Consider the following 20,155-nt stretch of genomic DNA (forward strand, 5'->3'; position numbering starts at 1 on the left):
ATCTTGTTCACGCAAGCCGAGTGAATACAATGTATTCATGGCCACGATGACAATCCGCATGAACGCAGAGGACGCCGAGCTGGTCCGCAAGTTCGCGAGCTTCTCCGGCGTCACGATCTCCGATTTCGCCCGCTCCGCCATTCTTGAAAAGATCGAAGATACTTATGACCTGCAGGAACTACGTGAGGCGATCGCCGACGATTCCGGCGAGCGCTTCACCATCGACGACGTGCTCACCGAGCTGCGCTAACGCTTCAAATGTCCTACAAAGTCGAACTCACCGCCAAGGCCCGTAAACAGCTCAAGAAGATGGACCGATTCGACGCCCGAATTCTTGCTACCTGGATCAAAAACAACCTCGACGGCTGCGCTGACCCGCGCGCATTCGGCAAATCATTGACAGCGAACCGCTCCGGGGAATGGCGCTACCGAGTTGGCTCTTACCGGATTCTCGCACTCATTAAGGACGAAACAGTCACCATTGAGGTCTTCACCGTCGGCCACAGAAGCGTGGTCTACGGAGACTAGAACGCCGCCACCGAAACGGTAGCGGCGCTAGCAATCGGATCTAGACCCGATTAATCAACCCCGTGGGCGGCCTTGAACTCGCGGCGCTTCGCGTGCAGGATCGGCTCGGTGTAGCCAGCCGGGGACTCGGTGCCCTTGAAGATCAGGTCCTTCGCGGCCTGGAAGCCGATAGAAGCGTCGTAATCGGCGGCCATCGGCAGGTAGTTGGCGTCCCCGGCGTTCTGCTCGTCGACCTTCTTCGCCATGCGCTCGAGAGACTCCACGACCTGTTCCTCGGTGATGACACCGTGGACCAGCCAGTTCGCAAGGAGCTGGGAAGAAATGCGCAGGGTGGCGCGGTCCTCCATGAGGTCCACGTCGTGGATGTCCGGCACCTTCGAGCAACCGACGCCCTGCTCAACCCAGCGGACCACGTAGCCCAGGATGGACTGGCAGTTGTTGTCCAGCTCCTGCTGCTTCTCCTCGTCGGACCAGGTGTCGCCGCCCGTGTTGACCGGAACGGTAAGCAGGTCAGCGTAGGCGTCGCGGCGGCCAGCGGCGCGCAGCTCGTCCTGCACCTCGTGGACATTGACCTGGTGGTAGTGGGTAGCGTGCAGGGTCGCACCGGTCGGGGAGGGGACCCAAGCGGTGTTGGCACCCTCGCGCGGCTGGCCGATCTTCTTCTCCAGCATCGCGGCCATATGCTCGGTCTCTGCCCACATGCCCTTACCGATCTGTGCGCGGCCCGGCAGGTCATGCGCCAGACCTGCGTCGACGTTGTGGTTCTCGTACGCGAGCTTCCACGGCGCGGTCTGCAGGTCCGCCTTTCGGACCATCGGGCCGGCCTGCATGGAGGTGTGGATCTCATCGCCGGTGCGGTCCAGGAAGCCGGTGTTGATGAACACCAGGCGGTCCGCGGCCTCCATGATGCACGCGTCCAGGTTGACGGAGGTGCGGCGCTCCTCGTCCATGACACCGACCTTGACGGTGTTCTTCGGCAGGTTCAGGATCTCCTCGACGCGGTCGAAGATCTCGTTAGTGAAAGCGACCTCTTCCGGGCCGTGCTGCTTCGGCTTCACCACGTACACAGAACCCGTCCGGGAGTTACCGTGCGCGTTGTCCTTGCGCAGGCCCGGGATAGCGGAGGCAACAGTGATGATGCCGTCGAGCAGGCCCTCCGGGACTTCCTCGCCGTTAAAGAGAATGGCCGGGGTGGTCATCAGGTGGCCCACATTGCGGCACAGCATCATGGCGCGGCCGTGCAGGGTGGCCTCGGAGCCGTCCTTCGCGGTATAGGTCAGGTCGTCTTCCTGCTTGCGCTCGAAGGACTTGTCGCCCTTAGCGACAGTCTCAGAGATGTCGCCGCGGTTGAGACCGAACCAGGTCTGGTAAGCAGCGGCCTTGTCAGCACCGTCAACTGCGGCGGCAGAGTCCTCGAAGTCCATGATGGCGGTCACGGCGGACTCGAGCACGACGTCAGCAACACCAGCGCGGTCGGTCTTGCCCACCGGGTGCTCGCGGTCGAGCTGAATGATGATGTGCAGGCCATTGTGGCGCAGCACCATGCCGGTCGGAGCAGACTGCTCACCCTGGTAGCCGATGTATACCTCCGGCTCCTTCAGGGAGACCTCGTTGCCGTCAGCGGTGATCTTCAGTTCGCCGGACTCGGTGATTTCGTAGGAGTCGACCTCGGCGTGGGATGCGCCCTCGAGCGGCACAGCCTCATCGAGGAAGTTTCGGGACCACTCGATCACGCGGTCGCCGCGAACCGGGTTGTACCCCTTGCCTGGCTCGGCACCACCGTCGGTCGGGATGGCATCGGTGCCGTACAGCGCGTCGTAGAGCGAACCGTAGCGCGCGTTCGCGGCGTTGATGGCAAAGCGAGCATTCGTAATCGGCACCACCAGCTGCGGGCCGGCGACGTTAGCGAACTCGTCGTCGACGTTCTCGGTGCGGATTGCACCGTCAGTCGGCTGGTCGACGATGTAGCCGATGGAACGCAGGAACTCCTCGTGCTCCTTCGGGTCCGGCTGGCCCGGGTTCTCGCGGTAGTAGTCATCCATGGTGGCCTGCAGCTCGTCGCGGCGGGCCAGCAACGACTTGTTCTTCGGAGCCAGGTCCGCGAAGTACTGCGCGACATCGGCCCAGAACTTCTCCGCGTCCAGGTTCGTTTCGGGCTTGATCTCCGGCAGCAGAGTGTCGTTGACAAAGTCATAGAGCGGGCGGGCCACCTGCAGGCCAGCTACCTCGACGCGCTCCGTGCGGTCCTCGAATTGCGGCGTAGTCATAGGGCAGAGATCCTTTCAGCCAAGTAGACAGAAGATGTATGGCACCAGTCTAGGTTGCCTTAAATTGTTGCGTGCGCATTATGCGAAACATTAAGTGATTGCTGTCACGCTACCCCCGAAATTGTTAGTCAAAAGTCGGACGACTGTCAGGCTGGTCGCGCACGTCGATAAGCAAAAAGCTCTCAAGCTGCGACTTTCCCGTCATCCTGACCCCCGAGCCACGCCGCTAACCAACGCAAACCACGCCCCGTATTGACGGACTAGTGAGCGGATGGTGATACTAGTCGTTGAACGCCAACAGCGTGGCTCACTTCACTTTCGCTGGGTGAGCGGCTTCAAACAACAGATCCCATAGAAAGGGGACAGGTATATGACCACCACAGGACAGGCTCGTACCGCTGAGGAAATCCAGAAGGATTGGGACGAGAACCCCCGCTGGAAGGGCATCACCCGCGACTACACCGCACAGCAGGTTGCTGACCTGCAGGGCAACGTCGTCGAGGAGCAGACCCTCGCTCGCCGCGGTGCTGAGATCCTTTGGGACGGCATCACCAAGGGCGACGGCTCCTACATCCACGCCCTGGGTGCCCTGACCGGTAACCAGGCCGTTCAGCAGGTCCGTGCAGGCCTGCAGGCTGTGTACCTCTCCGGCTGGCAGGTCGCAGGTGACGCCAACCTCTCCGGCAACACCTACCCGGACCAGTCCCTGTACCCGGCTAACTCCGTGCCGAACGTTGTCCGCCGCATCAACAACGCCCTGACCCGCGCTGACCAGATCTCCCGCGTCGAGGGCGACACCTCCGTGGACAACTGGCTCGTCCCGATCGTCGCTGACGGTGAGGCTGGCTTCGGTGGCGCACTGAACGTTTACGAGCTGCAGCGCGCAATGATCCAGGCTGGTGCCGCTGGTACCCACTGGGAGGACCAGCTCGCTTCCGAGAAGAAGTGCGGCCACCTGGGCGGCAAGGTCCTCATCCCGACCCAGCAGCACATCCGCACTCTGTCCTCCGCTCGCTTGGCTGCAGACGTTCTCAACGTCCCGACTGTTGTCATCGGCCGCACCGACGCTGAGGCTGCAACCCTGCTGACCTCCGACGTCGACGAGCGCGACGCGAAGTTCCTCACCGGCGAGCGTTCCGCTGAGGGCTACTACTACGTCCAGAACGGCGTTGAGCCCTGCATCGCGCGCGCAAAGTCCTACGCTCCGTACGCTGACCTGATCTGGATGGAGACCGGCACTCCGGACCTCGAGCTGGCGAAGAAGTTCGCTGACGGTGTCCACGAGGAGTTCCCGGACCAGCTGCTGGCCTACAACTGCTCCCCGTCCTTCAACTGGTCCTCCCACCTGGACGAGGAAGAGATCGCCAAGTTCCAGAAGGAGCTGGGCAAGATGGGCTTCACCTTCCAGTTCATCACGCTGGCTGGCTTCCACGCCCTCAACTACTCCATGTTCGACCTGGCCTACGGCTACGCTCGCGAGGGCATGCCGGCCTTCGTCGACCTGCAGAACCGCGAGTTCCAGGCAGCATCCGACCGCGGCTTCACCGCTGTGAAACACCAGCGCGAGGTCGGTGCCGGCTACTTCGACCGCGTTGCCACCACCGTCGACCCGAACTCCTCCACCACCGCCCTGAAGGGCTCCACCGAGGAGGGCCAGTTCTAAGCTGAAAGCTTGAACGGACTAAACCCGCACTGCCGCTGCGCAGTGCGGGTTTTTCGATGCGCGGGCGCGCTGCAAAAGATGACAAACTCGGTTTCGATTTACCCACCCACATCACCGTGACCTGCGAGGACAGTTCCAGACAGAAATCCGGTTTGTCATCTTTTGCAGGATGACACCGCGTAAACTCGTAAACCAGAACCCACCAAACCCGAAGGAGCATCCCGCCATGACTGACTCGAGCATCCAGTTCATTGCCACCGCTGACATCGCCGACATCCACGACAAGGATGTGCGCAGCTGCGACATCCAGTTCCGCAACTTCGGCGGGAGGATCGAGTTCTGCGGTGAGATCCACACGATTTCCTGCTTCCAAGACAACGGCTTGGTCAAGAAGACGCTGAACTCTCCCGGCGAGGGCAAGGTCCTCGTGGTGGACGGTCACGCGTCGATGCACACTGCTCTGATGGGCGACATGATCGCTGAGGCTGGCGTGAACAACGGCTGGGCCGGCGTGATCATCAACGGCCCGATCCGCGACTCCGCGGAGGTGGCCAAGATGGAGTTCGGCTGCATGGCTCTGGGCACCAACCCGCGTAAGTCCAACAAAGACGGCGTCGGCGAGGAGAACATCGTGCTCCGCCTGGGCGGCATCGACTTCATCCCCGGCCAGTACGTCTACGCGGACTCAGACGGCGTCGTCGTTTCGGAGAACCCGGTGGAGCCCGAGTAAACTCCGCTCAATGCCCGAAGGTCACGTTCTCCACCGTCTCGCCCGCGAACTCAACGCGAATTTCCGCAGCGCCCCGGTGGAGGTGACCAGTCCGCAGGGGCGCTTCACGCAAGCATCGCTTATCGACGGCTCACGTCTCACCCGCGCCACCGCCCACGGCAAGCACCTGTTCGTCGACTTCGACGCGCCCCACGTCGAGCACGTGGTCTACATTCACCTGGGCCTGATCGGCTCGTTGCGTTTCGAGCCCGCCGAGGACAACTGGGGCCAGATCCGTCTCCACATCTCCAACGGTACGATTGCCGCTAACCTGCGCGGACCGCAGTTCTGCAAGCTGCTCACCGACGATGAGGTCGACGCGATCATCGCCCGGTCTGGCTTCGATCCGATTGTGGAGGCGACCCCTCCGGACGCGCTCTACGCGAAAATCCACCGATCGAAGCGCTCCATCGGTTCGCTTCTGATGGACCAGAAGCTCTTCGCCGGTGTGGGCAATATCTACCGCGCGGAGGTGCTCTTCCGGCAAGGCATCGATCCGACGGTCCCCGGGACACTACTGAGCCGCGCTCAGTTCGACGCGATCTGGACCGATCTTGTAGAGCTCATGGCCTACGGTGTCGACAACGGGCGCATCGACACCGTCCGCCCCGACCACACCCCGGAGACCATGGGGCGCGACCCGCGCAAGGACGACCATGGCGGAGAGGTCTACGTCTACCGCCGGGCGGGCGACCCGTGCTACATCTGCGGCACACCGATCGAGATGAAGGTGAGCGAGGGCCGGAAACTCTACTGGTGCCCGGGCTGCCAGTAACTTAGAAACCGGTCTTGAACTGCGTCACCACTGGTGCTAGCGTCGGTTTCATGAGGCTCACGATCCGGCTCGATGAAGAGGTGTACACCGCCGCCCGCGCTATCGCAGCTGAGAAAGGCACCAGCGTGGGTGAAGCGGTCAATGATCTTGCACGCGCCGGATTGCCCCGAAAAGATAGTGCAGTGGACTATATCCCCATGTCGGAGCCGATGGGAATGAAGGTCGAGTGCATCAAAGTTAGTGAGATCTTGGATCTGGAAGATCGCGAAAGACTCGGCCGGCGCGTGCAATGATCATCGACGCAAACGTGCTTATCTACGCGTCTGATGAGAACGCGACGCATTACGCTGAAGCCTCGTCATGGCTTGATCGTGCTCTGCGCGGCCCTGAACGGGTCGGCTTCCCGTGGATTTGCTTGCTGGCGTTTCAAAGGATCACCACGAACCCTGCACTGTTCGCTATGCCGCTCACACCTTCTCGCGCGAGTGACTACATCGAAAACTGGTTGAGACACCCGAACTCCTGGGTGCCCCAACCTGGTCCTCAGCACGCGAGTATCCTGCGCACCCTCACCGTCGACAGTGACGCCCGTGGGGCCCTTGTCACCGATGCTCATCTTGCCGCTCTCGCTATCGAGCACGGCACCTCCATCTGCTCTTTCGATAGCGACTTTGCTCGCTTTCAGGGCCTGCGTTGGTTTTCTCCACTCGACGCGCAAGACACGTAACGCACCTACGCTGGGGTGCATGCTGCACGCTTACACAGCCGAACAGATCCGCGCGGCAGAGCGCCCGCTTCTCGACGCGCAACGCGAACCCGACGAACTCATGAAATCGGCGGCCCACGCCGTCTTCCTGGCGGCAGAAACAATGCTGACCTGGCCGGACTTCTTGGAACACTACCGCGAGAACCCCCGCATTGTGCTCTTGGTGGGCAAGGGCGGCAACGGCGGCGACGCTCTCTATGCCGGTGCTGAACTGGCACTTGCCGGCCACAAAGTGGACGCCTGGCTGGCGTGGGGGAGCGCCCACGAACCTGCCTTGGAGGCCTTCCGCAACGCCGGCGGCACCGTCCTTGATAGTGCCCCGATGCAGGAGCAGAACTACCGCCTCGCCATCGACGGGCTCACTGGCCTCGGTGGCGCGGGCAGCCTGGGCGAGGAGGTCAAGCAGGTGCTCGACCACCTCACCGACTGGTACGCCCACGTGTTGGCGGTCGACGTGCCCTCGGGCATTGACGCGGATACAGGAGAGAAGGGCGAGGTCCACGTCATCGCCGACGCGACAGTCACGTTCGGCGGATGGCGCCGCGCGCACGGTCTCGCCCCGGAGTGCGGCATCCAGCTGCTCGCCCACCCGCACATTCATGACGGCCGCACGATCGCCGATGAACTTCGCGTTTGGGAGAGCGACACCCTCCTCTTCCGTGCTGTGTCCTCCGAGCTGCCCGTCCCTGACGCGCTCGATCCGCTCCGCCCCGACAATGAACCGGACACGGAGCCCCGCCCGGCGGACGATAAGTACAGCGGCGGAGTCGTGGGCATCCGCGCTGGCAGCGATACATATCCCGGCGCGGCGATCCTCGCCACTATTGGCGCTGTCAATGCGACACCGGCGATGGTTCGTTACGCCGGGCCTCAGGCGTTGGAGGTGGTGCGGGCGCTGCCGGAGGTCGTCGTCACGCACAAGCTCGAAGACGCCGGGCGCGTGCAGGCGTGGGTGTTCGGCCCGGGTGTTGGCACAGATTCCGCGGCCAGCAGCGAGCTCGCGCTGCTTCTCGGACGTGAGGAGCCGTTGCTTATCGACGCCGACGGCCTCACCCTCCTGACCCGCGACCCAGAACTACGCGACCTGCTGGAACAGAGAGAGGCAGAAACAGTGCTCACCCCGCACGACGGAGAGTTCGAGCGGCTGCGGGACGCGCTCGGAATCGCACCCGCTGACCGGCTCACCGAGACCAAAGCTCTTGCAACAACGTTGAACTGCGCTGTTGTGCGAAAGGGGAGGAGCACCATCGTCGCCAACCCGGATCAGGACCACGCCATCGTTGTGGACTGCGGAACCTCGTGGGCGGCCACACCTGGATCAGGTGACGTGCTGGCCGGGCTGATGGGTGCACGGATGGCGCGCGACGGGATGTACGGCATCTACCAATCGGTCACTGTTCACGCGGTGGCGGCGTGGATCTCGGCGCAGACGGAATACGGGGCGGGGCCGACGCATGCGTCGAAAATTGCGCAGGCAATACCCGCCGCGACTGCGAACCTCAACGTGCTACAAGGAGTTCCCGCCGGTTACCGGGCCAGGCGATGGTCATAAGCGAGAAGACGACCGGTACACCGGGTACGCATATGAGCAGGTACCAGGGCCATGGGCCGAACCAGTGCAGCGGGGACCAGCCGCGCGGGTGGCCGGCACTGAAGAAGTAGTTGCCGCCGGTGAGCTTGTTCACCACGCCGGAGAGGCCTGCCCACGCCATGGTGATACCGGAAACCACACGCCAGTCCTTCCATGACGGCCGGTAGCCCAGCCCGAAGGTGAGCACGACAGGAACGATCGTCGCCGCTAGGTGGAAGTACCAGTAGCCGAGCTCTTGCAGGCGCCAATTGTCCTGCACGTACGCCATGTCCGGGAAGAAAATGGCCATCGGGTTGAGGAAGAAACCCCAGTAGTACGACAGCGCTGTGGCTGTCGGGTTTTCGGTCCCCAAGGCCAGCGGCGTGATGTAACGCAGTAGGTCGGTGACATGGAACGGAGCTGTCTCGTCCCAAACGATGCGTGACGGACTGAGCACCCACACGAAATACGCCGTGGAGATCAGCAGCATGATGGCGGAGGCCACCTTGCGAGAGGCCTTCACCACTGAGCCGGGAAGCTTCTTCACAGCCATGACCAGGATGCCGCAGAGGAAGATGAACAGCACCAGAATCGACAGGTGCTTCCGGTCGTACTGTGTGATCGTGGGGTACGACTGGCCTGTGTGGCGCGACTCCCAGTCTGGCGGCTGAATCGGCATGTTTAACGTTCTACCACCAAGTGTGGGGCTGAAAACATTGAACTGCGAAATTTATGGGAGAGGTTTAGCGTGGCCCTGTGCAACAACAATTTCCTGTGCTTCCGCTGTCGACGATGGGCTTCGCTGCCTTCGTGTACGTCACTTTCGAGATGTTCGCCGTCGGCCTCATCAGCCCGATGGCGGAGGACCTAGGGGTCACCGAGGGCCAAATCGGGCTGCTCATGACTGTGTACGCGGGCCTTGTCGCCGTGGTCACCATTCCGCTCATGGAGATCACCCGCAAACTGGACAGAAAACCACTGTTCATGGCCACGCTGATCTTTTTGCTCGCCGGCATCGCGCTGCAGGCCACCGCGGCGAACTATTGGATGCTTGTCGCCGGGCGCGTGTGCGCTGCCTTCACGCACGGGTTGTTCTGGTCTCTCGTCAACCCCATGGCAGCCCGGCTCGCACCGAAGGGAATGACCGGCCGCGCGATAGGCGTTGTGTCGCTGGGTTCGACGATGGCACTGGTCATGGGCTCGCCGCTGACCACTCTCGTCGGCGGTGCGATCGGGTGGCGCAACGCTACCTGGCTGCTCGGAGTGCTTGTCGCAGGCTCGTTCGCGGCGCTGTTGTTCTTCCTGCCGTCCATGCCCGCCATCCCGCCCGCAGGCAAAAGCGGGGAAGCCAACCAGAAATCTGCGCTACCTGCCCTCGTGCTCTATTTAACGCTGGTGATCACGGCGCTGTTCTGCTCCTACACCTACCTGGGCCTGTTCGTCGAGCGCACGATCGGCGAGACCTTCGTGGCGCTCGGGCTCGCCGGTTACGGCCTCTTCGGCATCGCCGGTGTTCTTTCTGCGGGCCGCCGCTCCGACCGCCGCATGATCCGCATGAACTTCATCTTCTCGGGTCTCATTGTCGTTGCGGGCATCCTCGGTGCGCTCGCCCTGGGGCTGATCAGTGCTTCCCCCGCCCTCGCCCTCATCCCCGCCCTCCTCGTCGTCGTCTTTCTCGGTACTGCTGGCGGTGGGTTGCCTACTGCAGCGACGACAATCTTCCTCTTTGCGGGGGAGGACAACCAGAACCGCGCATCGTCTATCTACGTGGTCACGTTCCAAGTGGGCATTGCCAGCGGTTCGGCCGTGGGTGCCATCCCAGTGGATGCCGGGTTCTTCCCGGGCACCCTTCTAATCACCGCAGTGCTCGGCGCACTCGCAATGGCTGAACTCAGTTTGCGAGCTCGCCCGATCCTGCGCTAACACAGGTACCCTGAACTGCATGACGAGCATGGAATACGACAACGCCGCCGAGGTCGAGGTGCGCTCCCTGCCGCTTGCCATCGGGCCGTGGCGAGTGTCCCGCCCGGGAAAGACCAACAACCAGACCTTCACCTGGCTTTTTTCAGGCGAGGGTTCGGGGGACAACGGAGCTTTGTTCTCCGGCGCGCAGGACTTCACCCGCCGCGGCATCCAGCTCGCACTAGCACTGCCCGAGGATGAGCGTGCCCCGCGCCGTTTCGACAGCTTCGTCCCTGAACCGTTCACACTACTGAGCTTCTCCGGCAAGTCTGCAGGTGAAGCGCGCGTCTTCGTCGGCTCGCTTTTCGGACAAGACAGCCCCGTCGAGACCGCCTACCCGGCGGTCGGTGCCGAACTGCGCATCTACCCGGGTGCTGAGTTCGTGTTCATGGTCACCCCAGAGTTCGAGCACGCTGTCCTTGCTCTGTCGGACGGCCTTGTACTCGAGAACATTCCTTTGGAACCATCCACGATTGGTTGCACCCAGGACGGCGTGAAGACGCTCCACATCGTCAACGATTCCGATGAATCTGCGCTGGCTATCTTGCTTGGTGGGGATCCCCAATGATTGTCACGCTGTCCATGACGGTACAGGGTTCGCGCCCCGAAATCACGCGCGTCCTGAACGTCGAGGACGCTATTGACCTTTCCGGCATGGCCGCGCTCATTGATGCGGCATTCGGCTTCAGCGGCACGTCCGACCATTTCTTCGCCAGCGAGGACGGTGGCTCCCGCACCCTTTACACCGATGAACCGACCGACGGGGAACTGAGCGAGCACACCCTCACCGTCGCCGACATCGACGGCATGACGTACTTCTATGACCCAGCCGCGACCTGGGCGGTCAGCATCGATGTGCTGGGCACCACCGACGTCGACATGCCCTCGCCCATGCTTGTCGACGCCTTAGGCCCCGACGTCCTCGAAGCCTGCGGCAGCCCGGACATGATGTCGGCCTTCCACACCGAGGCTCTCCGGCTCGCCGCCGGTCTCGAACCGGACCTGAAGGTATCACCCCTGCTCCTGAGCTTCATGCCGGTGATGAGTCCGGAGCGCTTGGTCGAACGTCTCTCGCACGCCCATCACCCCTCCGTCGCTGAGCGCATCGCATACACCGCGGAGAACCTCTTCCTCACCAACGACGATGAGCTCATGGATGACCCCCGCGCCCCTGAGATCATCGAGGGGTTCGATTCCTTCGTGCAGTCCCGCCCTGACCTGCAGCAGATCCTCGACTTAGACCCCAATCCGGAGCGCAACCCCACCCTCATTGCCGCCATGTCGGAGTTCTTCGCCGACCAGGCGAGCGAACTGACGGAAGAGCCAGACGATGGGACCGACACCGACAGCGACGAGCGGGACGAGAAGGACTAAGCCTGTACCACTAGGTGTAGGCCCAGCCCGCCGAGCACAGTCATTCCTAGGGTGATGGTGAGGACGCCGAACACGTTGGCGTCGATACGCTCGTGGCTCAATCCCTCGGCCTCCGCACGATACTCGGCGCGGTTGCGCACGATGATGGCCATAGCCAGGAGGGCGAGCAGCCCCATAGCTCCGAACACGAGCGCGGAATACGGCCGCGACCAGCGTAAAAGGGTGAGCGAGCAGACTGCCATGGCCAACGCCGTGCGGGTCCACGACATCGCTGTGCGTTCGGGTTGGAGCCCTTCGTCTGCGACGGGGATGGGGGAAGGGGCCATCAGAACAGCCCGATCAGCACGACCAAGCTGGCCAACGCGATGCCGACTCCGAGCAGCGGAACCACCGCAGGCGCCGGCAACGGTTTCTTGTGGCGCAGCGCCCGCTCCAAGTGGACCCAACGCACCGCGGAGCCCAGCGCGATGAGCAATCCGACGAGAATGAGCACGATGGCCGCGATCTGGCGCCACTCCTCGTCAATTCCCGGTAGCGCGAAGGCCTCCAGAGCGATACCGCCCGCGAGGAATGCGAGCGCCGTGCGGGTCCAGGCCAGGAATGTTCGCTCGTTGGCCAGCGTGAAGCGCGGATCAGGCTCGTCCCCGTCGGGAAACACGGTGCGCGTGAACCATCCGCGCTGGTCCGGGTTCTTCTCGCTCATGGTGTCCAGTGTAGGGCTACCCTGGGGCGCATGAGCACTCTTCTCATTACTGACAATGGCCCCGAAATCGTCGACACCACCCCCGAGCATGCAGGGGAGGGCGACACGCTGCTCACCGTGTCCCACTCTTCCGTCAATTACAAGGACGGCATGGCGCTCGCGGGCGACAAAGCCATCGTGCGCGAGCTACCCATCGTTCCGGGCATCGACGCAGTGGGCACGCTTGACGACGGCTCCCTGGTCACCGTCAACGGCTGGGGCATTGGCGAGAAGCGCAACGGCGGCTACACCGAGCAGCTGCGTATCGACGCCGACAAGATCACCCGCGTGCCTGAGCGTTTCGACGCGTGGACCGCCGCCGCCATCGGCACCGCCGGCTACACCGCCGCGCTGTCCGTTGTGGCCTACGAGCGTTTCTCCGCCCACAACAACCCGTCCGGCCCGGTCCTTGTCACGGGGGCGACCGGCGGTGTTGGCTCCATCGCCATTCAGCTCCTAGCCTCACGCGGACACGAGGTCGTCGCGGCTACCGGGCGTGTCGACGAGTACGGCGATTACCTCCGCGGCCTCGGCGCCGCTGACATCATCGACCGCTTTGAGCTCTCTGAGCAGGGCAAACCTCTGCAGAAGGCACGCTTTGCGGGTGCGATCGACTCTGTCGGGTCCACACCGTTGGCCAATGTTCTCGCTCAGACCAAGTGGGGCGGCGTTGTCACTGCCTGCGGCCTGGCAGCCGGCGCGGACCTGGAGACGACGGTCATGCCGTTCATTCTCCGCGGAGTGAACCTTGTCGGCATCAACTCCGTTGACTCCCCATCCGAGCACCGCGAGGAAGCCTGGAACCTGCTTGCGGAGTCCCTCGACACCGACAAGCTGGCCACCTACACCGAGACCGTTGATCTCGAAGGCGCTATCCAGGCTGGTGCTGACCTGTTGGAGGGTAACGCCCGCCACGGCCGTACCGTTGTGAAGATCTAAATCAGCATGGACTCGGGCCTAAAGGCGAGTTAAACTGATCACAAAGGTTCCACCCCGCTAAGAAGAGCCCCTCGGCTCTCCGTCTTGGACGGTAGGCGGGGTGGTCGCTACTTTGTGGGTCTCCGCCAGTACACGCGGTCTCCCTTCTGGAATAGATTGAAGTCATCCCAGTGGACGGCCTCTTTAAGGCGATCTTCCGTGGCAGAATCCTGACGCTCTAACGTTCGGTATGCAGCCCAGGAGAAGTAGTCCGCGATCTGCCCGTTCAGATCCTGCTTGACTGGGTGGAAAAGCACCCTGTACTTCACCCCAAGTTCGCCCAGGATCGGCTTGATTTTCTTCAAGAATGCGTTGCGTTTCTTACCCGTGAGCACCGAATCGAAGATCATGATTACTTGCTGATCCCCGTCATCCACTAAGGCTTTGCCCACCCAGCGCCCCATAGCTGCGCCGAAGAGGCGAAATAACTCGATCTCATTCTGAAGATTAGGAGCAGCAAAAGCCTTATTGATCCACACAGTGTGGACCCGTAGACCGTCAAGCCCACAAATCGTATCGACGACCCGCTTCCTTGTCCCTTTAGTGTTCTCCGTCGCGTGGAATTCTAGATCTTCGCTTCCCTCAGCCATCAGGTCATACTTCAATCGCTGCATGACAGACGCGGTGTAGACCGGATCACGCAGGCATACCGCGGACAACACGAAATGCTGCGAAGCCTTAGGGCCGAACTGCATATCCCCCGACTCGTCAATGAAAACGAAAAGAGTCGATGTGCTCGTACCTGAATCCATCAAACCTGCTTAATTTTCTCCGGATCTCCAAAGCTCTCACCGGCGAGGACGAGGGAGATGAACAGGAAAACGACACCGTACGCGAGACCGATCCAGACCTTGTGCAGCCGTGGGCCGAACCACTGGGCGATCTTCGCGCCGATGAACGCGCCGAGGGTGTTCATGAGGAAGTCATCAATATCGGAGTACCCTAGCCCGAAAACGTACTGCGACACCTCGATGAGCAGGCTGAACCCGGCACCGAAGAGAGTCGCGGTGAGCACCGGTCGGCGTGCACGTTCAAAAAGAATGAATGCGAGCACGCCAACCGGGACGAAGAACGCGATATTGCCTCCGTATCCGAAGAGCGGCCCGAACCACGATTTCGCCTCAACCAGGTCCGAGAAGGGGACAAGCGAGACGCCCCTCCGCATCTGGTTCGCGGGATCCCAGAGGTACCCAATCCGAAAGAACGCCTTGAGCATGGTCAACGCAATGACCACGCCCGAATACGCTGCGAGCGCTCCGGCCGCTGCCCGGCGGCTTGTCACCGTCATTTCACCACGAGGTTGACCATTCGTCCTGGGACGACGATGGTTTTGACCACGTTCTTGCCGTCGATAAGCGATGCGACGCGCTCGTCCGCAACCGCGATCGCCTCGATGTCGTCCTTGGAGGCGTCGGTGGGGACGTCGACACGCGCGCGGACCTTGCCGTTGATCTGGACGGGGATCTCGACGGTGTCGTCGGTCAGCAAGCTCTCGTCGAATGTGGGGAAGGACTCGAACGTGATCGTGCCGGAGTGGCCGAGACGCGCCCACAGCTCTTCGGCGATGTGCGGCGCGAGCGGGGAGACCATCTGCACGAGCGGCTCCACCGTTTCACGTGAAACATTCGCACCGGATTTCTCGCGCGCCTTGGTCAGGTAGTTGACGTACTCGATGAGCTTCGCCACGACCGTGTTGTCGCGCAGGTTCGCGTAGTCGTCGCGGACACCGGCGATCGTGCGGTTGAGCTGTTTCGCGTCTTCGTCGGTCATGGGCTCATCGAAGACATCGACCTCACCGGTCTCTTCATCGACCACGAGTCGCCACAGGCGCTGCAGGAAGCGGTGCGAACCTACGACATCCTTCGTCGCCCACGGGCGGGAGGTGTCCAGCGGACCCATCGACATCTCATAAACACGCAGCGTATCGGCACCGAAATCGCGCGCGATCTCATCGGGAGCCACGGCATTCTTGAGGGACTTGCCCATCTTGCCGTACTCCTGCTTGACCTCTTCGCCCTGGTAGAAGAACTTTCCGTCCTTCTCCTCAACCTCAGCAGCCGGCACGTACACGCCACGTGAATCCGTGTAGGCGTAGGCCTGGATGTAGCCCTGGTTGTACAGGCGGCGGTACGGCTCCTTGGAGGTCACGTGGCCCAGGTCGTAGAGCACCTTGTGCCAGAAACGCGAGTACAGCAGGTGCAACACGGCGTGCTCAACACCGCCGACGTAGAGGTCCACACCACCCGGATCATTCTCACCGTGCTTGGACGGCTGCGGTCCGGCCCAGTAGCGCTCGTTCTCGATGTCGCACAGCGCCTCATCGTTCGTCGGGTCGATGTAGCGCAGCTGGTACCAGGACGACCCCGCCCACTGCGGCATGACGTTCGTGTCGCGAGTGTACTTCTGAGGGCCATTCCCAAGATCGAGCTCGACCTCGACCCACTCGGTCGCCTTCGCCAGTGGGGGAGAAGGCTCCGAATCAGCGTCATCCGGATCGAAGGAGACCGGGTTGTAATCCTCCACGTCCGGAAGCTCGACCGGCAGCATCGACTCCGGCAGCGCGTGCGCGACACCATTGTCGTCGTACACGATCGGGAACGGCTCACCCCAGTAGCGCTGACGAGCGAAGAGCCAGTCGCGCAGCTTGTACTGGATGCGCTCAACACCAGAGCCCTGCTCAACCAACCAGTCAATCGCCTTCTCAATCGACTCCGTCTTGCCCAAGCCGTTGAGGTCCAGACCGGACTCATTGGCGGAGTTGATGTGCGGGCCGTCCTCGGTGAACGCGGCCTCCTCGATATTGCCGCCCTCGAGAACTGGGATGATCGGCAGGCCGAAGACGGTGGCGAATTCATAGTCGCGTTCATCGTGGGCCGGCACCGCCATGATGGCGCCGGTGCCGTAACCGGTGAGAACGTAATCCGCGATGAACACCGGCACCTGCTCGCCGTTGACCGGGTTCACGGCATAGGAACCAAGGAAGACACCCGTCTTCTCCTTGTTCTCCTGTCGCTCCACGTCGGACTTCGCCGCGATCGCGCGCTTGTACGCTGCGACAGCCTCTGCAGGGGTTTGCTCTCCGTACGTCCAGCGGGAGTCCACGTTTGCGGGGTAGGAATCGGCCGTCAGTGCGTCGACAAGCTCATGCTCGGGCGCGAGCACCATATACGTCGCACCGAACAGCGTGTCGGGGCGGGTGGTGAACACCTCCAGCGGGCCAGCCTCAGACTGGAACGCGACCTCCGCACCGCGCGAACGACCGACCCAGTTGCGCTGCATCGCCTTGACCTTGTCGGGCCAATCCAACAGCTCAAGGTCATCGAGCAGGCGGTCCGAATACGCGGTGATGCGCATCATCCACTGGCGCAGGCGCTTACGGAACACCGGGTAGTTGCCGCGCTCCGACCGACCCTCGGCCGTGACCTCTTCGTTCGCCAGCACCGTTCCCAAGCCGGGGCACCAGTTCACCATCGAATCAGACAGGTACACCAGGCGGAACTCATCTACTGCCTTTTGCTTTTCGACGTCATCCAGCCCGTTGTAGTCACGCCCATCCTTCGTGGTGCGCTTGCCGGAGGTCAGTTCGTCGATAAGCTCCGCGATGGGGCGTGCCTTCTGCTGATCCTCGTCGAACCATGAATTGAAGATCTGCAAGAAGATCCACTGCGTCCAGCGGTAGAACTCTGGATCGGTCGTGGCGACGGAGCGGCGGCGATCGTGGCCGAGACCCAGCGCGTCCAGCTGGCGGGTCATGTTCTCGATATTCGCCATCGTGGTCGTGCGCGGGTGCGTGCCTGTCTGAATGGCGTACTGCTCCGCGGGCAGCCCGAAGGAATCGTAGCCCAGGGTGTGCAGGACGTTCTTGCCCAGCATGCGGTTATAGCGAGCGAACACGTCCGTGGCGATGTACCCCAGCGGGTGGCCGACGTGTAGACCGGCACCGGAGGGGTAGGGGAACATGTCCTGGACGTTGAGCTTGTCGGCGGGAAGTTCGCCACCGTCAGCGAGGGGGCCGACTGGGTTCGGGGCGTTGAACGTCCCGTTGTCGATCCAGTATTTTTGCCACTTTTGTTCAATGTCGTTGGCAAGGCCCGCTGTGTAGCGGAACGCCGGTCCAGTCGCGCTAGTCATGGTTAGTCAGTCTAATAGGCGGCCTCCGTCTCTTCAGGCATCGTGTAGGCCTCCGGTTCAGGTGCATCAAGTTCATCATCTGGGATCCACCTCGGCGGCACGGGATCGAACGGGAACTTCAGGTCATACTGGGCCGCCAACTTCTCCAAATCCGCTTGGCACTGGCGGTATGCGGACCACGCAGCTTCCCGCTCCGCACCGAGATAGGGGTCATACGCCACCACCTTATTTTCGTAACCGTCAAGAATGGTGTGACTTTTTGCGTGAAAGTGGGTCGCCTTCTTCCTCAACCGTTCTACGTCGTCGAGCGTGCGGCGCCACCGCGGGTTGGTGGGGGTGAGGTTCGCCCCGGTAATGGAGTCGGGGTCGATGCGCTGGTAGGTCCCGTCGTCGTACAACCAGATGATTTCTCCAGTCAGTGCGTCTTGGACATAGAAGGCGCCGCGATCGGTTTTGCAGTTGTGGTGATGTTGGCACAGACAGAAGAGATTGCTCGCGGTGGTGGGGCCGCCTTCGTCCGAGGGGATCCGGTGGTCAAGCTGGCAGTTCGTCGCGGGCCGTGTGCATCCCGGGAAGATGCAGGTTCCGTCGCGCCCGCGGACAAACGCAGCCATATCCGCCGGTGCATCATGGCCCGCCACGACTTTCGTGGCTGCTGCGTCGAGGTCGATCACGGTTGTGCCGAACTTTTCGGCCAAAAGATGAAGCATGGCGCTTCCCGACGCCCCCGTGTACCCGAACCCCGGAATAAAGGAGGCCGAGGACTCGTCCACGCCGCCATCAGCACCTTTTGGCGTGTACGCGTAGATCGTCGCTGTCGCGGCTGGGGTGATGTCACCGGTGAGCAGCTTGATTGCGGCCTCCGCTTGGGTGACCTTCTCTTTTCGCGCTGCTTCATTTATGTTGGAGCGGAGTGCTGCAATGGAGGCATTGTCAGCGGAGAGCGTCATCCATGCTTCATCGGACCCAGCTGCCCCCGGCCCGAAGTCGATCTGAGGAGCGCCCGGCGTGGTGCGCTTTCGGTTCTTTTTCTTCGCCAGGTCGAATGCGGCCTCGGTGTCGAAGTCACCGATCATCTTGTTCAGCCGCAACGTGATCGTGTTGCGCGCCGGCAACGCTTGCCGCGTCTTGACGGGCGTGAACATCTCCACAAGTGCATCGTCGAAGGCTTCGTACGCCTCGGCCGGGGCATCGGGCCCCAAGCATCCGATCGCGGCGGCTACAGCGGATAAGCGGTCCAGATCCAACCGCGCCGTTGCGAGTTGCATCTCTCGTAGACGGGGCAAGCGGCGCAGCGTCTGATACGCGTAGATCCCTTCTTCCGCCGCCCGCTTGTTGATCCCGGCCAGTTGGCTTAGACGAGACGTCTCACGGTCGTGGTCACGGTTGCCGAGGATCTCTCCACCCTCGACTTCAGACGGGTCAAAGCAATACTGCTTGAAGATCTTGAGTTGAGCGGCCCGCGCTTCCGCTCCGGCCAGCGCGACGTCATCATCGGGTTTCTCGGTCAGGAAATACGGTTCAGGTCTCGTTCGTGCAGCCATGGTTCCCCCCCTGCAGGTGCGTTCAACGTGTATGCGAACATACTTGCATACGGACCCAACAACACCGCTCGAAAGAACCTATTCGTTCGCTTGCATGTTCGAATCGATTGTCAATGAACGCTGGTCAGGGGGACAGTCTTAGAACGGGCGAATATCCACCCGCGCGAGAATCGCGTTGGTGCCCAAGCTTTCCTGGAGAGCGGCGTTGATAGCGTCGTCAGGCGCGCTCGTGAAGATGTGTCCCACCCACGCATCTTTGCCCGGGGAGAACCAACCGTCGCCATCCCCGGAGACGTTGAGCGCAGCATCGCGGATCCACAGCGGGCCGATGACGCCAGGGTTGGACAGAACGTCGAAGGGCTCCAACCGTGTGTGAGCGGCTGGGTCGAGTCGCTCGATCGCACCTTGGTACAACGCGGCCACTCGAGGCTCGTTGTCGGACCGCGACAAGAAGTACACGTTGGCCACGCGCATCCCGTCGGCCGGCGCATGGCGCAGTTTCAGCGGCTCGAACCCATCAAGGGTGCTGGGGTAGGGGTCATTATCCTCAAGATCACTGAGGAAGAAATGGTTGGCCAGCTGCTCCGAGAGCTCTTCGTCGTCGTCAATTGCTGGATCAACGCGCACAATCGTGCGCAGCTGGTAGAGGTCCATGCTCTCCGGGTCGCGCTCGCCCTCGTACGCGGCCTCAGTGCGCAAGTTCCACAGCTCGAACGCGCGGTCAGCGTCGGCGCATCGGCGCGGTGCGAGCGAATGCGTGACGACGCTCTCACCCAACCCCTCAACCCTCTCCCGGTAGCGCTGGAACGCGGAATCGACATCCTCCGGTCTGCAAATGAATGTGGTGGTGACAAGGCGGACGTCGGTTTGGCTGGCCATTTTTCTTCCAAGGTTCTTGTGACAAGTGTGCTTTAGAATCTCGATGAACTTCCAGCAGACGAGAATCCGGACGAAGAAACGCCCGGGGTCGTGCTTGAGGACTCACCGACGGAAACAGCGGCGTCGGATTGGGTGGGTACGTCGACCGTCGAAAAGCCGAATGCTGCACCTGCAGCACCCAGAAGGAGCGCAACTGCGGTAGCGACG

Annotated in this window: 21 protein-coding genes; 12 read left to right on the forward strand and 9 right to left on the reverse strand. The window is 62.1% G+C overall.

Annotated features, from left to right (window positions below; translation table 11 throughout):
* The first annotated feature begins 37 nt into the window (after window positions 1-37).
* Together relB and KBX17_RS03280 are read left to right on the forward strand one after the other, a co-directional pair.
* Window positions 38-250: a type II toxin-antitoxin system RelB family antitoxin gene (relB, locus tag KBX17_RS03275; protein ID WP_005287849.1), complete on the forward strand. Its 213-nt coding sequence runs from the start codon at window positions 38-40 to the stop codon at window positions 248-250.
* Between the two features lie 8 nt (window positions 251-258).
* The gene (locus tag KBX17_RS03280) at window positions 259-528 is read left to right on the forward strand and encodes a type II toxin-antitoxin system RelE/ParE family toxin (protein ID WP_005287846.1); all 270 of its coding nucleotides are present in this window, start codon (window positions 259-261) and stop codon (window positions 526-528) included.
* Between the two features lie 50 nt (window positions 529-578).
* Here KBX17_RS03280 and KBX17_RS03285 read toward each other — a convergent pair whose 3' ends face one another.
* Window positions 579-2,795 (reverse strand): malate synthase G, encoded by a 2,217-nt coding sequence (locus KBX17_RS03285; protein WP_256018505.1) that lies wholly within the window; start codon window positions 2,793-2,795, stop codon window positions 579-581.
* A gap of 370 nt (window positions 2,796-3,165) precedes the next feature.
* Here KBX17_RS03285 and aceA point away from each other — a divergent pair, with 370 nt between their 5' ends.
* From aceA to KBX17_RS03315, 6 genes are all read left to right on the forward strand, one after another.
* A complete protein-coding gene (gene aceA / locus KBX17_RS03290) occupies window positions 3,166-4,458 on the forward strand; it encodes an isocitrate lyase (protein WP_005287840.1) in 1,293 nt (430 codons plus the stop codon).
* A gap of 226 nt (window positions 4,459-4,684) precedes the next feature.
* Window positions 4,685-5,188 carry a ribonuclease E activity regulator RraA gene (rraA, locus tag KBX17_RS03295; RefSeq protein ID WP_255994601.1) on the forward strand — a complete coding sequence of 168 codons (504 nt, stop codon included), beginning with the start codon at window positions 4,685-4,687 and terminating at the stop codon, window positions 5,186-5,188.
* Window positions 5,189-5,198: 10 nt separating this feature from the next.
* A complete protein-coding gene (locus KBX17_RS03300) occupies window positions 5,199-6,002 on the forward strand; it encodes an Fpg/Nei family DNA glycosylase (RefSeq protein WP_005287836.1) in 804 nt (267 codons plus the stop codon).
* Between the two features lie 50 nt (window positions 6,003-6,052).
* A complete protein-coding gene (locus KBX17_RS03305; RefSeq protein ID WP_256004083.1) occupies window positions 6,053-6,295 on the forward strand; it encodes a hypothetical protein in 243 nt (80 codons plus the stop codon).
* The gene (locus tag KBX17_RS03310) at window positions 6,292-6,729 is read left to right on the forward strand and encodes a type II toxin-antitoxin system VapC family toxin (protein ID WP_256018507.1); all 438 of its coding nucleotides are present in this window, start codon (window positions 6,292-6,294) and stop codon (window positions 6,727-6,729) included. The genes KBX17_RS03305 and KBX17_RS03310 overlap by 4 nt, the downstream gene beginning before the upstream one ends.
* Window positions 6,730-6,748: 19 nt before the next feature.
* Window positions 6,749-8,320, forward strand: a complete 1,572-nt coding sequence (locus KBX17_RS03315; RefSeq protein ID WP_256018509.1) for a bifunctional ADP-dependent NAD(P)H-hydrate dehydratase/NAD(P)H-hydrate epimerase — start codon at window positions 6,749-6,751, stop codon at window positions 8,318-8,320.
* Here the strand turns inward: KBX17_RS03315 and KBX17_RS03320 are convergent.
* Window positions 8,268-9,017 carry a TIGR02206 family membrane protein gene (locus tag KBX17_RS03320; protein WP_256018511.1) on the reverse strand — a complete coding sequence of 250 codons (750 nt, stop codon included), beginning with the start codon at window positions 9,015-9,017 and terminating at the stop codon, window positions 8,268-8,270. The two genes, KBX17_RS03315 and KBX17_RS03320, sit on opposite strands and share 53 nt — an antisense overlap.
* A gap of 113 nt (window positions 9,018-9,130) precedes the next feature.
* Here KBX17_RS03320 and KBX17_RS03325 point away from each other — a divergent pair, with 113 nt between their 5' ends.
* The 3 genes from KBX17_RS03325 to KBX17_RS03335 are packed head-to-tail and all read left to right on the forward strand — an operon-like array spanning window position 9,131 to window position 11,674.
* On the forward strand, window positions 9,131-10,261 hold the full coding sequence (locus tag KBX17_RS03325) for an MFS transporter (protein WP_256018647.1): 1,131 nt from the start codon (window positions 9,131-9,133) through the stop codon (window positions 10,259-10,261).
* 19 nt (window positions 10,262-10,280) lie between these two features.
* Window positions 10,281-10,868 (forward strand): hypothetical protein, encoded by a 588-nt coding sequence (locus KBX17_RS03330; RefSeq protein ID WP_255994605.1) that lies wholly within the window; start codon window positions 10,281-10,283, stop codon window positions 10,866-10,868.
* Window positions 10,865-11,674, forward strand: a complete 810-nt coding sequence (locus tag KBX17_RS03335) for a plasmid pRiA4b ORF-3 family protein (RefSeq protein ID WP_255994606.1) — start codon at window positions 10,865-10,867, stop codon at window positions 11,672-11,674. The genes KBX17_RS03330 and KBX17_RS03335 overlap by 4 nt, the downstream gene beginning before the upstream one ends.
* Here the strand turns inward: KBX17_RS03335 and KBX17_RS03340 are convergent.
* Window positions 11,671-12,000, reverse strand: a complete 330-nt coding sequence (locus KBX17_RS03340) for a DUF202 domain-containing protein (RefSeq protein ID WP_005287809.1) — start codon at window positions 11,998-12,000, stop codon at window positions 11,671-11,673. The genes KBX17_RS03335 and KBX17_RS03340 overlap by 4 nt on opposite strands.
* Window positions 12,000-12,377, reverse strand: a complete 378-nt coding sequence (locus KBX17_RS03345) for a YidH family protein (RefSeq protein ID WP_005287807.1) — start codon at window positions 12,375-12,377, stop codon at window positions 12,000-12,002. The genes KBX17_RS03340 and KBX17_RS03345 overlap by 1 nt, the downstream gene beginning before the upstream one ends.
* 30 nt (window positions 12,378-12,407) lie before the next feature.
* Between KBX17_RS03345 and KBX17_RS03350 the strand changes: the two genes are divergently transcribed.
* On the forward strand, window positions 12,408-13,355 hold the full coding sequence (locus KBX17_RS03350; protein ID WP_005287805.1) for an acryloyl-CoA reductase: 948 nt from the start codon (window positions 12,408-12,410) through the stop codon (window positions 13,353-13,355).
* A 107-nt stretch (window positions 13,356-13,462) separates the two neighbouring features.
* Here KBX17_RS03350 and KBX17_RS03355 read toward each other — a convergent pair whose 3' ends face one another.
* From KBX17_RS03355 to KBX17_RS03375, 5 genes are all read right to left on the reverse strand, one after another.
* On the reverse strand, window positions 13,463-14,146 hold the full coding sequence (locus KBX17_RS03355) for a DUF3800 domain-containing protein (RefSeq protein WP_005287803.1): 684 nt from the start codon (window positions 14,144-14,146) through the stop codon (window positions 13,463-13,465).
* Window positions 14,146-14,682 carry a VanZ family protein gene (locus KBX17_RS03360; RefSeq protein WP_005287799.1) on the reverse strand — a complete coding sequence of 179 codons (537 nt, stop codon included), beginning with the start codon at window positions 14,680-14,682 and terminating at the stop codon, window positions 14,146-14,148. The genes KBX17_RS03355 and KBX17_RS03360 overlap by 1 nt, the downstream gene beginning before the upstream one ends.
* A complete protein-coding gene (gene leuS / locus KBX17_RS03365) occupies window positions 14,679-17,525 on the reverse strand; it encodes a leucine--tRNA ligase (RefSeq protein ID WP_005287795.1) in 2,847 nt (948 codons plus the stop codon). Before leuS ends, KBX17_RS03360 begins: the two co-directional genes overlap by 4 nt.
* An 11-nt stretch (window positions 17,526-17,536) precedes the next feature.
* Entirely contained in the window at window positions 17,537-19,069 is a 1,533-nt protein-coding gene (locus tag KBX17_RS03370; protein ID WP_005287791.1) for an HNH endonuclease signature motif containing protein, read from the reverse strand.
* 138 nt (window positions 19,070-19,207) lie between these two features.
* A complete protein-coding gene (locus KBX17_RS03375) occupies window positions 19,208-19,948 on the reverse strand; it encodes a hypothetical protein (protein ID WP_005287788.1) in 741 nt (246 codons plus the stop codon).
* Window positions 19,949-20,155: the final 207 nt, after the last annotated feature.

The organism is Corynebacterium sp. CCUG 65737, from assembly GCF_024454115.1.
Classification (GTDB): domain Bacteria; phylum Actinomycetota; class Actinomycetes; order Mycobacteriales; family Mycobacteriaceae; genus Corynebacterium; species Corynebacterium genitalium.

Excerpts from the sequence above, each read along its gene's own strand:
- relB (WP_005287849.1), top strand. The coding sequence starts at position 38 with ATGGCCACGATGACAATCCGCATGAACGCAGAGGACGCCGAGCTGGTC.
- KBX17_RS03280 (WP_005287846.1), top strand. The coding sequence starts at position 259 with ATGTCCTACAAAGTCGAACTCACCGCCAAGGCCCGTAAACAGCTCAAG.
- KBX17_RS03285 (WP_256018505.1), bottom strand. The coding sequence starts at position 2,795 with ATGACTACGCCGCAATTCGAGGACCGCACGGAGCGCGTCGAGGTAGCT.
- aceA (WP_005287840.1), top strand. The coding sequence starts at position 3,166 with ATGACCACCACAGGACAGGCTCGTACCGCTGAGGAAATCCAGAAGGAT.
- rraA (WP_255994601.1), top strand. The coding sequence starts at position 4,685 with ATGACTGACTCGAGCATCCAGTTCATTGCCACCGCTGACATCGCCGAC.
- KBX17_RS03300 (WP_005287836.1), top strand. The coding sequence starts at position 5,199 with ATGCCCGAAGGTCACGTTCTCCACCGTCTCGCCCGCGAACTCAACGCG.
- KBX17_RS03305 (WP_256004083.1), top strand. The coding sequence starts at position 6,053 with ATGAGGCTCACGATCCGGCTCGATGAAGAGGTGTACACCGCCGCCCGC.
- KBX17_RS03310 (WP_256018507.1), top strand. The coding sequence starts at position 6,292 with ATGATCATCGACGCAAACGTGCTTATCTACGCGTCTGATGAGAACGCG.
- KBX17_RS03315 (WP_256018509.1), top strand. The coding sequence starts at position 6,749 with ATGCTGCACGCTTACACAGCCGAACAGATCCGCGCGGCAGAGCGCCCG.
- KBX17_RS03320 (WP_256018511.1), bottom strand. The coding sequence starts at position 9,017 with ATGCCGATTCAGCCGCCAGACTGGGAGTCGCGCCACACAGGCCAGTCG.
- KBX17_RS03325 (WP_256018647.1), top strand. The coding sequence starts at position 9,131 with ATGGGCTTCGCTGCCTTCGTGTACGTCACTTTCGAGATGTTCGCCGTC.
- KBX17_RS03330 (WP_255994605.1), top strand. The coding sequence starts at position 10,281 with ATGACGAGCATGGAATACGACAACGCCGCCGAGGTCGAGGTGCGCTCC.
- KBX17_RS03335 (WP_255994606.1), top strand. The coding sequence starts at position 10,865 with ATGATTGTCACGCTGTCCATGACGGTACAGGGTTCGCGCCCCGAAATC.
- KBX17_RS03340 (WP_005287809.1), bottom strand. The coding sequence starts at position 12,000 with ATGGCCCCTTCCCCCATCCCCGTCGCAGACGAAGGGCTCCAACCCGAA.
- KBX17_RS03345 (WP_005287807.1), bottom strand. The coding sequence starts at position 12,377 with ATGAGCGAGAAGAACCCGGACCAGCGCGGATGGTTCACGCGCACCGTG.
- KBX17_RS03350 (WP_005287805.1), top strand. The coding sequence starts at position 12,408 with ATGAGCACTCTTCTCATTACTGACAATGGCCCCGAAATCGTCGACACC.
- KBX17_RS03355 (WP_005287803.1), bottom strand. The coding sequence starts at position 14,146 with ATGGATTCAGGTACGAGCACATCGACTCTTTTCGTTTTCATTGACGAG.
- KBX17_RS03360 (WP_005287799.1), bottom strand. The coding sequence starts at position 14,682 with ATGACGGTGACAAGCCGCCGGGCAGCGGCCGGAGCGCTCGCAGCGTAT.
- leuS (WP_005287795.1), bottom strand. The coding sequence starts at position 17,525 with ATGACTAGCGCGACTGGACCGGCGTTCCGCTACACAGCGGGCCTTGCC.
- KBX17_RS03370 (WP_005287791.1), bottom strand. The coding sequence starts at position 19,069 with ATGGCTGCACGAACGAGACCTGAACCGTATTTCCTGACCGAGAAACCC.
- KBX17_RS03375 (WP_005287788.1), bottom strand. The coding sequence starts at position 19,948 with ATGGCCAGCCAAACCGACGTCCGCCTTGTCACCACCACATTCATTTGC.